This is a genomic window from Pseudomonas sp. 6D_7.1_Bac1, assembly GCF_025465945.1.
Lineage (GTDB): Bacteria > Pseudomonadota > Gammaproteobacteria > Pseudomonadales > Pseudomonadaceae > Aquipseudomonas.
Genome location: NZ_JANLNW010000082.1, coordinates 45,088 through 59,094 on the forward strand (window position 1 = coordinate 45,088; position 14,007 = coordinate 59,094).

The following is a 14,007-nucleotide window of genomic DNA, read 5'->3' on the forward strand; positions in this document are numbered from 1 at the left end:
CCCATCTTCCACCGGAGCACGCACCATGACCGACACCCTGCTGAGTATTCCTTGTACCACCATCAAAGGTGAGCAAAAGACCCTGGCCGATTACGCCGGCAAAGCGGTTTTGGTGGTCAACACCGCCAGCAAATGCGGTTTCACCCCGCAGTACAAAGGACTGGAAGAACTGTGGCGGACCTACAAGGATCAAGGTCTGGTGGTGCTCGGTTTTCCGTGCAACCAGTTCGGTAAACAGGAACCGGGCAACGAAGGGGCGATTTCCGAGTTCTGTGAACTGAATTTCGGTGTGAGTTTTCCACTGTTCAAAAAAATCGACGTCAATGGTAGCGATGCTCACCCACTGTTTGTTCAACTGAAAAAACGGGCGCCGGGTGTGCTTGGCTCACAAGGCATCAAGTGGAATTTCACCAAGTTCCTGATCGGTCAGGATGGCAAGTTGGTCAAGCGTTTCGCACCGGCGACCAAGCCGCAGGACCTGACCCGCGAGATTGAAGCCCTGCTTAAATGAACGACTTGTCAGCCGATTCGCTGCAGCTCGACAGCCAGCTCTGCTTCAAGCTGTATGCCGCGTCCCGAGCGGTGATCCGCGGCTATAAGCCGATGCTCGATCAACTGGGCCTGACCTATCCGCAATACCTGGTGATGCTGGTGTTGTGGGAGTGGCAGCAGAGTGCGCCCGAGCAGCCGACGGTCAAAGCCCTTGGCGAACGGCTGTCGCTGGATTCCGGGACGCTCACGCCGTTGCTCAAGCGTCTTGAGCAGTTGCAATTGGTCCAGCGTCAACGCTCGGCGCGTGATGAGCGAGAAGTGCACTTGAGCCTGTCGCTGGCCGGGGTTGCCCTGCGCGCGCAGGTCGGGCCGCTCAAGGCCCGTCTGTTGTGCGACAGCGGTGTCGATCTTGAGTGCCTGAGCGAACTGCGCAGCGGCCTTGATCAACTGTTGGGGCAGATCAAGGCGCTATCGTAGCCGGCACCCACAACTCAAGCAGGGCAGCCAGTTCCTCGCGGCGGAACGGTTTCGCCAGATAATCGCTCATGCCCGCCGCTCGGCAGCGTTCGCGCTCCTCTGGCATGGCGTTGGCGGTCAGGGCAACGATTGGCAGATCCGGCCAGCGCCCACTGCGACGGATCTGCCGGCTGGCCTCGTAGCCGTCCATGACCGGCATGTTGCAGTCCATCAGTACCAGGTCAAACTGGCTGTGTTCCAGCTGATCGAGCGCTTCGGCACCGTGGGCGGCGACCATCACGTTACAGCCCAACTTGCTGAGCATGCCTTTGGCCACGAGCTGATTGACCGGGTTGTCTTCCACCAGAAGGATTCGCGACCGCCGCAAAGGTACGAGGCTTGGCTGGTGAGCATCGGCGACGAGGGCAACCTCGGCCTGCAAGGTACGTCGCAGCGTCTGGTAGAGCGCATTGCGGGCCAGCGGGCGTGCCTGCTGTTGCAGGGGGGCGAGGGCAGCGGCCTCTTCGCTGGGCATGAAACTGCCGTAGGCGGTCACCAGCAGAATTGACGCGGTCATGCCCGGACGCAAACCAAACAGACATTCCGGGCAGTCGGTGATCAGCACATCGGGTGACAACCCGATCAGGGAATCGTCGATGGTGCACTGTTGATACTCCAGACCCCAACCGGGCAGCAGGTTACCCAACAGTTCGGCCAGACCGCTGCTGGCGGCGGTGATCGCCAGAACCTTGCCTTGCAAGGACGGTGGGGTGATTGCCGGAGTGTGACCGGGCAACGGCAGATAGGCGCAGAACTGGCTGCCGAAACCGGGCTCCGAGCTGATGGTGAGGCGGCCCTGCATGGCTTCGCACAGGTTGAAGGTCAGGGCCAGACCCAGCCCGGTGCCACCGAACTGACGGGTGATGCCGGCTCCGGCCTGGGTAAACGGCTGGAAAATTTTGACCTGGGCGTCCTGTGCGATGCCGATGCCGGTGTCGCACACTTCGATTCTGACACCGTCTTCGTGGGTGCTCAGGCGCACGTCCACCCGGCCGAAGCGGGTGAATTTAAGGGCGTTGGAGAGCAGATTGCTGACGATCTGGCGTACCCGAGTCGGGTCGCCAAGCACCAGAGACGGAAACTGCGGATCAATCAGGCAGGTCAATTCGACGCTGGGCGCCGCATTCTGTGACAGCAGGTTGGCGGTGTCTTCAATCAATGAGCCGAGGTCGAAGGGAATATGTTCCAGCTCAAGCTGGCCGGCGTCGAACTTCGACAGGTCGAGAATATCGTTGAGCAGCTCCACGAGCACTTTGCCTGAGTCGTGGGCAATCGACAGTTGCTGGAGTTGTTCGGCATTCAGCGGGCCGTCCAGCGAGAGGGCGATCATGCCTAACAAGCCATTGAGCGGTGTGCGGATTTCGTGGCTCATGTTGGCCAGAAACACCGAACGCGCCTGTGCCATGTCCAGGGCGGTCTGGCGCGCGACTTCCAACTCTTCGTTCGATACCGTCAATCGGCTATTGATCGCCTTCAGTTCACCGGTACGCGCCGAGACGATGTTTTCCAGTTGCTCGAGGTAGTCGGTCAGGCGGTTTTCGGCATTGCGGCGTTGCTGGATTTCGGTGGTCATGTTTTCGAATTGCTGGTTGGCCACCGTGACCAGGACGCCGATTTCATCGTTTTCGTGTGCCACCGGACACTCCAGCGGTGCCTGTTCGGCACTGCGTGGGTCGCGTCTGCTGAGTTCGCGAATCACCCGCACCAGCGGTTTGGTGAGCATCATGTAGAACAGCGCCAGCAGAATCCCGGTCAGTATCAGGCTGCGGGCAAAACCGTTGAACAGCGTGACTTCGGCCCGCCGCAGAAATCGGCTGCCGAACGTGTAGGTGTCGACATCCAGTTGCAACGTACCGAGGGACTCCTCGGGCAGGTGGTCGAGGAACAGGCGGTCCTTGAACTGTCGATTGGCGCCAAACAGAAAGTCGCTGATCACCCGATAGCCGCCGCTTTGCAGTTCCGGGCGTTTTACGTTGGCGAGGACCGTATTGTTGTTATCGATCAGTTGTGCACGGATGACTGCAGGTGAACGTAGCAGGCCGAGGGTCAGCTCCTGGGCCAGTTCGGCATCGATGTTGTAGGCGATCCGTGAAGCCGGGTTATGGCTGATTTCCAGCAGCGACAGTATTTCCTGGTTGATGGAGGCATCTTCGCTGGCATAATCGATGCCTATTTGCACCAGGCTAAGCAGGGTTCCCAGAATGAAACCGACGAGCACCGTGAGCCTGGCTTGCTTGTAAGACAGGCGGTTGGTGAACTTGATATCCATGGTTTGCTGTACCACTTTCGTTTCCTTTCTGGGCGAAGCATAGCTGATCATGCGTGGGTTTCGGCATGACTGGCTGGTGAGCCATTATCGCGAAAGTCCCGGTATTGCGCGCTGCGTTTGGTTTTCTGTGCCCATCATTACTGTGAACGTGCCCGAGGAGAAGTCGTGGATTCCCGATTGAATGCATTTCTTGAACGCGCCGATGCGGTTCTGGCTCGTATCGAGCCATTGTTGCCCGCACCGCGTAGCACCATCGACTGGACACAGTGCCTGGCTGCGCGCTGGCAGCGTGAGGGGCGCAGCGGATTTCTGTTGCCGCTTGAGGTCAGTCTGGACATGCGACTGTCCGACCTGATCGGGGTCGACAAGCAGTTGGAACAGTTGGGGCGAAATACCCGGCAGTTTCTCGACGGCATGCCTGCCAACCACGCATTGCTCTGGGGCTCGCGCGGCACGGGTAAATCGTCGCTGGTGCGGGCCTTGCTGGCAGAGCACGCCAAGGGCGGTTTGCGGCTGATCGAGATTGAGCGCGATCACCTGGCAGACTTGCCTCGCGTCGTTGAGCAAGTCGCCAAGCTGCCTCAGCGCTTTGTGCTGTTTTGCGATGATCTGTCGTTCGAGGCCGGTGAGGGCGACTACCGAGTGCTTAAGAGCGTGCTTGACGGCTCGCTGGAGCAGGCACCGGATAACGTGCTGCTGTACGCCACCTCTAACCGTCGTCACCTGGTTCCGGAAAAGGAAAGCGATAACGAAAACTGGAAAATGGTCGACGGCGAGCTTCATCCCAACGAGGCGGTCGAAGACAAGATCGCCTTGTCGGATCGATTTGGTCTGTGGTTGTCGTTTTATCCCTTTACCCAGGAACACTTTCTCAATGTGGTCGAGCATTGGGTAGGTGAGTTGGCAGGCAAGGCCGGCCTTGAGTGGAAACGTGATGAAGAGCTGGAGATTCTCGCGGTTCGCTGGGCCACCGGCCGCGGCAATCGCAACGGCCGTTGCGCGTATCAATTTGCCCGGTATTGGGTAGGACTGAAGTTGTTGGAGCACAAGGCATGATCGATTTGCAAAAGAGCGGCGCAGGCCTTGAGGGTTATGGTTTGCTCTGCGCGCAGCTGGAGTCGTTGCTGGCGGATGAGCGTGATTTTATCGCCAACGCCGCACAGTTTTCGGCGTTCTTGTTCAACCAGCTCGATGACCTGAATTGGGCCGGGTTTTACCTCAATCGCAACGAGGAGCTGGTGCTCGGACCTTTCCAGGGGCAGATTGCCTGTGTGCGCATTCCGTTTGGCCGCGGCGTTTGCGGCGCAGCGGCCGCGACCCGGTGCACTCAACGGGTTGAGGATGTGCACGCGTTCGCCGGGCATATTGCCTGCGACAGTGCCTCGAACAGCGAGCTGGTAGTACCGCTGGTCAAAGACGGTCGATTGATCGGCGTGCTGGACCTGGACAGTCCTTTGCTGGCGCGTTTCACCGTTGATGATCAGGCCGGCATCGAGCAGTTGGCGGCGATTTTCTTGCGTTTGACCGAGTGCTGATCAGACCCGCAAGCCTGCTTTGACGAGCAGGCTCATGGGGCGATTTGCCGTGCCGGGCATTGCAGGTCTCTCAATAGCCGATACGCACCGCTCAGCGATCAAGCATAGTCAAGGCTGGATCAACCGGTCTTGGCGTGATCACGGATCTGTCGTTGCAGGGCTTGTTCCAACTCAAGCATGGCGCGCTCTATGCCTTTGCTGCGGGCCTCAAGCTGCACCTCGCAGAAGCCTTCATGGCACATGCGTTCAAGCGCTTCGCAGCCATCGATAAGCCTTGAGGCCTGGACGATACGGGCCGCGCCTTTGATTTTGTGTGCCAAATCGATGAAGGCTTGCGGCCCGCTCGCAGGTGGCAGTGCGAGGAGTTCCTGGCGGTCGAGGCGATTGCTGTTGAGCAGTTCTGCGAGCAAGCGCTGAACCCGTTTTGGATCGCCGCCGGTGAGTAACTGCAAGCCGTCCAGGTTAAAGGCTTGATCGTCCATGATCGGCTTGAGTGCTTCCAGTCGCTGGCTCAGTGTGGTCAGGCTGATGGGTTTGAACAGGCAATCATTCATGCCTGCTTGTCGACATCGCTGTTTTTCCTCCGGTTGAGCATTGGCGGTGAAGCCAAGCACCGTGCAGGGTGGGCGCTGCTCATTGTGCTCGGCTTCACGGATGGCACGGGTGAGCTCGTAGCCATTCATCAGTGGCATGTTGCAGTCCGCAATGACCAGGTCGAAATGGCCTTCGTTCCATGCCTGGAAGCCTGCCTCGCCGTCGTCGGCCGTGACGGATTGATGCCCGAGAAAGCCGAGTTGCTGGCACATGAGCAATCGATTCGCAGGATGGTCGTCGACCACCAGCACGTTCAAGGTCGCCGCGGTATTCGCGATCACCGGTTGCGGGGTGTCCAGCACCACGGCGTCTGGAAGTGCCGTCATCTGCAATGAAATCCGGACCTGGGTGCCGATCCCGGGCTGACTGGTCAGCTGCAGGCAACCGCCCATCATTTCGCACAGATTGCGGCTGATCACCAACCCCAACCCCGCGCCGCCTCTGGCCAACTGCCCGGTGTTTTCCGCCTGGGCGAAGGGTTCGAACAACCGTCGCTGATCATCTTCACTGATACCGACACCGGTGTCAGTGACCGATAACTCCATCGCCAACCGGCCGGGTTTCGAAGCCGGTTGCAGCTTGACCTTGATCTCGACCTTGCCGCGCTCGGTAAACTTGATGGCATTGCTGATCAGGTTGGACAGTATCTGTTTGAACCGCAGGGGGTCTATCGAGACATCGGGCTGTTCAGCACGGGTGGGAAACTCCAGCACCAGACTGAGGTTTTTTTGTCGGGCCAATCCGTCGAAGACCCGCACGACCGCTTCCACGGTTTCGCGAAGGTTCACCCGCTCTGGGGCCAGGCTCACGTGGCCGGACTCGATTCGAGCGATATCGAGGATGTCGCCAATCAGTTCCAGCAAGTCCTTGGCCGAGTTGTACGCCACTTCGATGGCCGGACGGTCCAGATGGCTTTGGTCGGCCCGTTTCAACGTCAATTCGAGCATGCCGATCACCGCATTCATCGGCGTGCGGATCTCATGACTCATGGTGGCGAGGAAGGTGCTCTTGGCGCGGTTTGCCTTGTCCGCCTGCTCTTTGGCGGCCCTGAGCTCATCAAAAAGCTGTCGTCGTTCGCTGATGTCGATCCAGCCACCAATGATCCCCCGGACCTCACCCGTCGAGTCTCGGTAGGGAAGAATCCAGTGATAGATCGTCAGCTTCTGCCGGCCAATGTGCAGAGTGCGGTCGAGAATCAACGGGACGCCTTCGGCCATCACTCGCTGGTAATCCGCCTGGTATTCACGGGCCTCGAACTCATTGCTCATGGCGCCTTGCATGACGTTTTTGCCGATCACGTCCTCGCGTTTGGCGCAAAAAGCCTCCAGATAACTGTCATTACAGCTTTGCAACAGTCCTTCGCGGTCCCGAACGTAGAGGGGGTGAGGTGTTCCGTTGACCAGAGACCGCATGAATTCAAACTGATCATTGAGTGCGCGCTCCGCTTTCTGGCGTTGTTTGATCTGCCTGCGCATGTGGGCATTCCAGGCCAGTGAAATCAGCAACAACAAACCGCTGCCGATGACCAGTTGATAAAACAGGCGATGGTATTTACGCCAGGTGCTATTGGAGGTGCCCGTGTAGCCGCGCCAGTGACTGTTGATGACCCCCAGCTCGTCCGGCGCAATGCTGAGCAGGGCTTTTTCGAGGATGGCGTTCAGTTCTGTAGCGCTGCGCGCCGTCGCCAGTGAAAACGCGGCCTGCTGTATCCCGATCGTCGCGCTGATTTGCAACGTGTCCTCGAACACCTGCGATGAAATGACGTAGTTGGCAATCACCAATGAGCTGGCAGCGCCCTCTACTTGACCTTTGGCAAGTAACTCCACCGCGCTGAACGTGTCAGGCGTTTCAATCAGATGGATACTCGGGTGTTCGTGGCGCAGGTAGTCGAGGAGTGGATTGCCTTGAGTGATTGCCAGGCGCTTGCCATTCAGTTGCTCAAGACTGAGTGGGCCAGTGGTGCTCTTTTGGGTCAGCAGTACAAATGAATTTTCCAGGTAGGGACGAGTGAAGCTCAGCTGCGCCTCACGTTCGGCGCTGGGAAGCATCGCGGCAATCAGATCGGCCCGGTTTTCTTTAATCTGGTTGATCATCTCACTGTCACTTTGGCTATGGTGAATCTCGAACCGTAAACCGGTTCGAAGCCTGATCAGTTCGAGCAGGTCGGCGGTGATACCCCGAAAGGTCCCGTCGGAGTCAAAGAACGTGAGCGGGGCGAAGGCGTCGTTGACGACCACGCGAACAACCGGATGCTGCGCAAGCCAGCGCTCCTCGCGGTGGGTCAATTGCAGTTTGTGGTCAGTCAGAAGGATGTCACTGCCCGCGCTCCAGCGTTTGGCAATGCTTTCCCGCTCGCCCGCAGGCACCCCTTTGAGTACGGCGTTAATGATCTCCAGCAGGTTCTGATCGTCCTTGCGCACAGCGAAGCTGAAACCATAGGCCTCATGTTTGCCGAAGTTGGCCATCCGTATATTTTTCAGATAACCCTTGTTGATCGTGAAATGGGTTGAAATGGTATCGCCGAGGAACACGTCTGCCTGGTCAAAGGCGACGGCACTGATCGCATTCTGGTAGGACGGATAGGCGGTGATGATGGCCTTGGGGTATAGCGCTTTAACCTCTTCCAGCGGCAGATAGTGATAGACCATGCTGACTCGCATGTCGGCCAGGCCTTCTGTCAACGATCGGTTTTCGGTGTTCCGGGTTACCAGTACCGGTCGATCGATGGCGTAGGGTGCGGAAAGTACGATGTTCGGATGCCTCGCTTCGAAACCATTGGCCGTTCCGAGCAGATCGATGTCGCCATTTTCGAGTGCCTCGATGGCAGCCTCTCGGGAGAGGTAGCGACGGACCTTGATCGGCAGGCCCAGGGATTTTGCAAGAATCCCCGCGTAATCGGCCGTGAAGCCCTCATAGTCGTGGCCACTGATCGTTAAATCGAAAGGAGGGTAGTCGGGAGCGGAGGTCCCAAGGATCAGTGTGCGTTTATTGTGTATCCACAGCTGTTGTGATTTATCCAGCTGAACTTCCATATGACCTGCAGTTGAGCGACTGAGCAGTGTGTAATTCCCGATTTCGGTGTCTGCTACGGACACAGAGCTGCTTAGGCATAATCCTGCGCTCAAATACAATAAATAGTCCTTTAAACACCTGGGCATCCTGTCTCTCACACTAGCGCGTTACGTTTTGCCATCTCGATAAGTTCTACCAAGGATTTGGCCTTGAGTTTCTGCATGAGTCTTTTCTTGTAGGTGCTGACGGTCTTGTTGCTGAGGAACATGCCTTTGGCAATTTCCTTGTTGGTACGGCCTTGGGCGAACAGCTGCAGAACCATCAGTTCGCGATCATTGACGGTCTTGAACAAGTCCAGTTCGGCACAGAGTCCTTCATCCCCGCGAACCGGGTTCAAGGCCTGGCTGGGGAAGTAGTTGTAACCGGACAGCACGGCTTTGATGGCACTGAGCAGTTCGCTGAGGTCCTCCTGTTTGCAGACATAACCGGAGGCCCCGGACTGCATGCAGCGGATGGCGAAAAGTGTTGGGCTCTGGGCCGTCAATACCAGTGTTTTCAGCGGAGTACTCATCGCGTTGAATCGGGAGAGAACTTCCAGTCCATCGAGTTTCGGGATGCTGATGTCAAGGATGATCAGGTCGGGCATGCATTCGCGAACCATCTGCATCGCATCGACGCCGTTATCGGACTCACCGACTACTTTGTAACCTTCATGTTCCAGCAACATACGAACTGCAAGGCGAATGACGGGGTGATCGTCGACAATAAAAACTGAGTTCATAACCATGTCCCATGCGTGCGCAAATAAAGCGAGCACCTTAGCTCAGATAAGGGAGTTGACGCATGAAGTGAAGGAGCTGTAGGGGCAATACAAGACAAGTCCTACAATAAAAGAGGCAGAGGATTACATGTGAACTAGGTTTGTAAGGAAGGACGAGAATATTAGGTCGGTATGTAGGTGGGGTGATATATGCGTTTTAGTTAGTGCTGAGTGGATGTTTCTGGTGCGTGGTGACGTTGGGTGTTCCTGTCTGTCGAAAGGTGCCTGAGGGCTCTGCGTTAATTGTGCTTGTTCATTGTGCCGATGTGGGTCAACAAGTTTATAAATTCAGATTGTTTCAGTGGTTTGGCCAAATACCCCAGCAATGGCAGTCGCTGTTCGTGTGCGTTTTTTTTCAATATGCCCAGTTCGGTTGAGTCAAGGCTGCTCAGGATGATCGCCTGGTGTATCAGGCCCAGGTGGCTGGCAATACCAATCAAGTCGAGGCCGCAGAGGTCAGGCAGGCATTGATCGCACAGCAATATTTCGAATGGTCGCTGCAACTGAGTCATCGTCTGTAATGCATTTTCAGCATTATCTACAGCGGTGACCTGAGTGAAGCCGTAACTTTCAAGCAGGTATTGGGTTGCTTTCAGCTGAAAAGGGTGATCCTCCACCAGCATGATGCGCAGATCGTATTTGAACATATAGCTTTCCATGCAAAATGGTTGACCTGCGGTGGCGTCAGAAATGATTGTCTAGTTTTAATCAGCACTATCTTCTTTATTGTTACGGGATATCTGTCAGCTTTACGGCGCTCGATCATAATGATCAGGATAGAGTGATTATTTCGTGTGTATATAGAGCAAACGATCAGTTTACTCTGCACAAGATGTAGGGGGATTCTCTCAGTACTACAAAAAAGTTGAGGTTACGATCAGCCGCCACCGAATTTTCCGGGGCGACTGATCGATCAATTTTAGTGGTGGCTGGAGCGTCCGGTCATTTCCAGTGCCATTTCGCTGGCATAGCTGTCGGTCATGCCGGCGATGAAGTCGATCATGCGTAAAAACGAGGTATGCAAAGGGCCGTGGGGGTCGGGTGCATTATTGCCTAGCAGATCAAGTATGCGACGGTTCTTGAATGAAGCCGTACGACCGCCGTGCTGCTCCAGTGCTGCCCCGCAAAAGCCGTTCAGCAGAATTTCCAGGGTGGTGTAAGCACCGATTTCGTGCAGGGTTTTGCGCTTGTCCTGGAATATTTTTTTACGCGCCATGTCCTTGGCATTCAGCACGCAACGCTTGGCGGGACCGTGCATGTGTTCCACCAGATCGCCGTGAAGGGTGCCCGCCAATAGCGCGTCCTGTTGCTCGACGAATGCACGTGCCGCGGCGTTGGTCAGGTGTTCGATGGCTTTGCCACGCAGAATCGCCAGTTTGCGGCGGCGCGAATCATTGGGGCCAAGTTGACGGTAGGTTTCCGGCAGATCATCCCCGACCAGGCCGAGCAACAGGGACTCCACCTCGGCGTATTCCAGAAGCTCCATCTCCAGACCATCTTCAAGGTCGATCAAGGCGTAGCAGATGTCGTCAGCGGCCTCCATCAGATAGACCAGAGGATGCCGGGCCCAGCGCTGTTCCTCGAGTTGAGGCAGGCCCAGTTTCTGGGCGATCTGCTCCAGCAGGGGCAGTTCGCTCTGATAGCAACCGAACTTGTGTTTTTTGTAACCCAGCGAATCGGCATGGCGCGCGGTCCACGGATATTTCAGGTAAGTACCGAGTGTCGCGTAGGTCAGCCGTGTACCGCCGTCGAACTGGTGGTATTCCAGTTGGGTCAGCACCCGGAAGCCTTGGGCATTACCCTCGAAGTTGAGGAAGTCATTGCGTTCGACTTCACTCATGGCGTCCAGCCAGCCCTTGCCCGCAGCTTGTTGGAACCAGTAGCGGATGGCGTCTTCGCCCGAGTGGCCAAAGGGCGGATTGCCGATGTCATGGGCCAGGCAAGCTGACTGCACCACCATGCCCAGATCGCTCGGCTCGCACCAGTCGGGCAGTGCACTGCGGATGGTTTCACCGACGCGCATGCCCAATGAACGCCCCACACAACTGACTTCCAGCGAGTGGGTCAGGCGCGTGTGGATATGGTCATTGCTGGACACCGGGTGGACCTGGGTCTTGCGACCAAGGCGGCGAAAGGCACCGGAGAAAATGACCCGGTCGTGGTCTTTATGGAAGGGGCTGCGACCGAGTTCTTCCGGGCTGTGCACCGGTTTTCCGAGGCGTTCACGATTAAGCAGGGTATGCCAATCCAAGGCAGATTCTCCGTCTGGTGACTGATTCACTAGCTTCCCGGTTCGCGCAACGCCCTGCAAGCGGAACTACAGACCCGCTGCGTCGATATCGATCAGCAGCAAGCGTTGACCATTGTCGAAGAACTGTCCGGCAGTGAGGCAATATTGGTTGCTGGTGGCATCGCGGTAAGTGTTCGACAGGGTCAGGCGTCGCTCGTCCCAGCCCTCGGCCAGCAGATGATAGAAGTACGGTCGCCAGGACCAGTTGTGGCCCAGGTAGCGGCAATCGGCTTCCCAGCCACCATTGCGCCATTCCAGGTTGGGGGTGAGCTGGGTGCCATGCCGGTCGCATTGGTAAAAGCGCAATAGCCAGGGGAAGGCGTTCAATTGCGGCAAGCGGCTAATGGGCGCCTGGGCCTGAGCCCAGGTTTGCAGAATGCCCATCAATTCGCCGAGTTGTCGGCGCATGACCATCAGCCGTCCGCGCTCGGCAAGTTTCTGCTGCACATAGCGCTCTCGCAACCGTGCGAAGCGTTTGACGAATGCATCGGTTTCGAAGAAATCGACCTGCGCCCCGGCGAACAGAAAGCCCTGAACGTAGCGCGAGCCGCATTCCAGAGCAAAATTCAACTGAGCGTCGGTTTCAACCCCTTCAGCGATGATCCAGCAACCGGTTTTCTCTGCCATTTGTGCCAGAGCCTTGACCACGTCGCTGCTTGGACCCCCTCGTGCGGCGGCCTGGAACAGGCGCATGTCGAGTTTGAGAATGTCGGGTTGCAGCGCCAGAACACGATCGAGTTGGGAATACCCGGCGCCAAAATCATCGATGGCAATCCGCGCACCTGCCTGTCGATAGCGAGTCACCACATCGCTCAGACGCTGGCTATCGCCATCCAGTTCGGTAATCTCGAACACAATGCGTCGCGGATCGACAGCGTGCCGGTTCAATTGTTTGAGGCTGGGTAATGCCTGATTCGCGCGCACTCGGCTGATCCAGCGCGGTGACATATTCAGGCTCAGAAACCAATCGGAGGGCGCTTCCCGCAGCCGGCACAGGGCGTCATCACGGATTTGTCGGTCGAGACGACGTAGTGCGATGGCAGGGGTTCGTTGATCGGCAAACAGCGGGCCGACCGAGGTGAGTTGACCATCGGCCTGACGCAGGCGACCCAGCGCTTCGACGCCAGCAATACGTCCTGTGGCGGTATCGATGAACGGCTGAAAGCAGGCGAGCGGTTGCCCGTCGATCACGTGGCCTCCTTAGTGAGGTCTGGTTTGGGGTCGAGCCTTGGCTGCCGGGTAGGCAGGCAGAATCGAACCCCTCGATAAAGAGGTTCGTTCCGTGAAGCTTTGCAAGAATGCAGCCAGATGTTGGCTTACTGGTTTTTGCGCGAGGAGCCTTGCAGCACCAGCTTGATCAGCGGCAACAGGCTGGTGCCCAGTTGGACAAGCCGAGTGATGGTGCTGATGCCACCGCCCTTGGCACCCTTCGCGGTGAGGAAGCCCAGCAGGGTCACGGCGGCGATGCCCCAGAGTGGCGCATGCTTGATGCCCAGCCCCTCCTGAAAGCTTTGCGTCATCCCGCGCACGCGTTGCAGCGGTTGCAGCAGGTGCTGGGATTCGTGGCGAATTTCCTGGCGATGCATTTCCATGCGCAAGCGAATCAGTGCCTTGCGCATATCCTGCCGGGAGCTGTTTTTGGGGATTTCAGGCAGGTTCATGGCAGCAGGCGCTCTCTGTCGTTCGCCAATTCTTCAAGGGTGGCGTGGAACGGCGATGACTCATCGAAAATCGCCGCTTTCAAGCGCATGGCGCAGAACAGCGCCGCGAGCGTATAGAAGACACACAGGCCGATAATCCCCGCCAGACGATACGTATCCCACAGCAGAACCAACACCAGCGCCGAAAGCCCGATCAGCAACAGCAAGGCGAAAACCAGCGCCAGGCCTGCGAACAGCAACAGGCTGACGGTGCGGGCTTTCTGCTCTTGTAATTCGATGCCAAACAACTCGACATGGCTGTGCAGCAGTCCAAGAAAAGCGGCGCCCAGGCGTCGCGATGAAGAGCCAGGACCTGTTTCGGACGAGCCGGATTCATCGATAGCCATATCAGCGCCGCGTCGCCAACAGACCAATCAAAAAGCCTACGCCGGCCGCAATGCCAACGGCCTGCCAAGGGTTGGTCTGAACATAGTCTTCAGTGGCGGTGACGGCGGCCTTGCCGCGTTCGCGCATGGAGTCTTCGGTCAGTTGCAGGGTCTCGCGAGCCCGCAGCAAGCTTTCGTGAATCTTGTTGCGCAGCTCATCGGCCTGATCACCGGCCAGCGTTGCGGTGTGTTCCAGCAACCGTTCGGTGTCGTTGACCAGTGTCTGAAAATCTTCCATCAGGATTTCTTGAGCAGTCTTTGCCGTTTTGCTGGCCATGGTGATCTCCATAAGTGGCGTATGAAATGTTCGAGTATGAGCCTTGCTCGATGGTTCAGTGCTAGGGGGCGTTTGTCTAAATTTTTTACATCCCGGTGGGGTAAGAAAATTTTTAC

13 protein-coding genes are annotated in these 14,007 nt (G+C 57.2%); 4 read left to right on the forward strand and 9 right to left on the reverse strand.

Annotated features, from left to right (window positions below):
• The first annotated feature begins 25 nt into the window (after positions 1-25).
• Together NTD87_RS26430 and NTD87_RS26435 are read left to right on the forward strand one after the other, a co-directional pair.
• Entirely contained in the window at positions 26-511 is a 486-nt protein-coding gene (locus tag NTD87_RS26430; RefSeq protein ID WP_262117121.1) for a glutathione peroxidase, read from the forward strand.
• Entirely contained in the window at positions 508-969 is a 462-nt protein-coding gene (locus tag NTD87_RS26435; protein WP_262117122.1) for a MarR family winged helix-turn-helix transcriptional regulator, read from the forward strand. Before NTD87_RS26430 ends, NTD87_RS26435 begins: the two co-directional genes overlap by 4 nt.
• On the opposite strand, the gene NTD87_RS26440 is transcribed toward NTD87_RS26435, so the two are convergent.
• Positions 953-3,277, reverse strand: coding sequence for a response regulator (locus NTD87_RS26440; protein WP_262117123.1), 2,325 nt, complete (start codon positions 3,275-3,277; stop codon positions 953-955). The genes NTD87_RS26435 and NTD87_RS26440 overlap by 17 nt on opposite strands.
• Positions 3,278-3,442: 165 nt before the next feature.
• Between NTD87_RS26440 and NTD87_RS26445 the strand changes: the two genes are divergently transcribed.
• Both NTD87_RS26445 and NTD87_RS26450 read left to right on the forward strand, forming a co-directional pair.
• Positions 3,443-4,333 carry an ATP-binding protein gene (locus NTD87_RS26445; RefSeq protein ID WP_262117124.1) on the forward strand — a complete coding sequence of 297 codons (891 nt, stop codon included), beginning with the start codon at positions 3,443-3,445 and terminating at the stop codon, positions 4,331-4,333.
• Complete coding sequence (locus NTD87_RS26450) at positions 4,330-4,812, forward strand: GAF domain-containing protein (protein WP_262117125.1); 483 nt, start codon at positions 4,330-4,332, stop codon at positions 4,810-4,812. Before NTD87_RS26445 ends, NTD87_RS26450 begins: the two co-directional genes overlap by 4 nt.
• Before the next feature lie 119 nt (positions 4,813-4,931).
• Here the strand turns inward: NTD87_RS26450 and NTD87_RS26455 are convergent, their stop codons facing one another.
• The 8 genes from NTD87_RS26455 to NTD87_RS26490 form a co-directional block, all read right to left on the reverse strand.
• Positions 4,932-8,564 (reverse strand): transporter substrate-binding domain-containing protein, encoded by a 3,633-nt coding sequence (locus tag NTD87_RS26455; RefSeq protein ID WP_262117126.1) that lies wholly within the window; start codon positions 8,562-8,564, stop codon positions 4,932-4,934.
• Between the two features lie 8 nt (positions 8,565-8,572).
• Positions 8,573-9,199 carry a response regulator transcription factor gene (locus NTD87_RS26460; protein WP_262117127.1) on the reverse strand — a complete coding sequence of 209 codons (627 nt, stop codon included), beginning with the start codon at positions 9,197-9,199 and terminating at the stop codon, positions 8,573-8,575.
• Between the two features lie 278 nt (positions 9,200-9,477).
• On the reverse strand, positions 9,478-9,885 hold the full coding sequence (locus NTD87_RS26465) for a response regulator (protein ID WP_262117128.1): 408 nt from the start codon (positions 9,883-9,885) through the stop codon (positions 9,478-9,480).
• A gap of 272 nt (positions 9,886-10,157) precedes the next feature.
• Entirely contained in the window at positions 10,158-11,489 is a 1,332-nt protein-coding gene (locus NTD87_RS26470; RefSeq protein WP_262117129.1) for a deoxyguanosinetriphosphate triphosphohydrolase, read from the reverse strand.
• Between the two features lie 66 nt (positions 11,490-11,555).
• Positions 11,556-12,719, reverse strand: coding sequence for an EAL domain-containing protein (locus NTD87_RS26475; RefSeq protein WP_262117130.1), 1,164 nt, complete (start codon positions 12,717-12,719; stop codon positions 11,556-11,558).
• A gap of 125 nt (positions 12,720-12,844) precedes the next feature.
• Complete coding sequence (locus NTD87_RS26480; RefSeq protein ID WP_262117131.1) at positions 12,845-13,189, reverse strand: hypothetical protein; 345 nt, start codon at positions 13,187-13,189, stop codon at positions 12,845-12,847.
• Complete coding sequence (locus NTD87_RS26485) at positions 13,186-13,575, reverse strand: phage holin family protein (RefSeq protein ID WP_262117132.1); 390 nt, start codon at positions 13,573-13,575, stop codon at positions 13,186-13,188. Before NTD87_RS26485 ends, NTD87_RS26480 begins: the two co-directional genes overlap by 4 nt.
• Before the next feature lies 1 nt (position 13,576).
• Complete coding sequence (locus tag NTD87_RS26490) at positions 13,577-13,891, reverse strand: YqjD family protein (RefSeq protein WP_262117133.1); 315 nt, start codon at positions 13,889-13,891, stop codon at positions 13,577-13,579.
• Between the last annotated feature and the right edge of the window lie 116 nt (positions 13,892-14,007).

Excerpts from the sequence above, each read along its gene's own strand:
- NTD87_RS26430 (WP_262117121.1), top strand. The coding sequence starts at position 26 with ATGACCGACACCCTGCTGAGTATTCCTTGTACCACCATCAAAGGTGAG.
- NTD87_RS26435 (WP_262117122.1), top strand. The coding sequence starts at position 508 with ATGAACGACTTGTCAGCCGATTCGCTGCAGCTCGACAGCCAGCTCTGC.
- NTD87_RS26440 (WP_262117123.1), bottom strand. The coding sequence starts at position 3,277 with ATGGATATCAAGTTCACCAACCGCCTGTCTTACAAGCAAGCCAGGCTC.
- NTD87_RS26450 (WP_262117125.1), top strand. The coding sequence starts at position 4,330 with ATGATCGATTTGCAAAAGAGCGGCGCAGGCCTTGAGGGTTATGGTTTG.
- NTD87_RS26455 (WP_262117126.1), bottom strand. The coding sequence starts at position 8,564 with ATGCCCAGGTGTTTAAAGGACTATTTATTGTATTTGAGCGCAGGATTA.
- NTD87_RS26460 (WP_262117127.1), bottom strand. The coding sequence starts at position 9,199 with ATGAACTCAGTTTTTATTGTCGACGATCACCCCGTCATTCGCCTTGCA.
- NTD87_RS26465 (WP_262117128.1), bottom strand. The coding sequence starts at position 9,885 with ATGTTCAAATACGATCTGCGCATCATGCTGGTGGAGGATCACCCTTTT.
- NTD87_RS26480 (WP_262117131.1), bottom strand. The coding sequence starts at position 13,189 with ATGAACCTGCCTGAAATCCCCAAAAACAGCTCCCGGCAGGATATGCGC.
- NTD87_RS26485 (WP_262117132.1), bottom strand. The coding sequence starts at position 13,575 with ATGGCTATCGATGAATCCGGCTCGTCCGAAACAGGTCCTGGCTCTTCA.
- NTD87_RS26490 (WP_262117133.1), bottom strand. The coding sequence starts at position 13,891 with ATGGCCAGCAAAACGGCAAAGACTGCTCAAGAAATCCTGATGGAAGAT.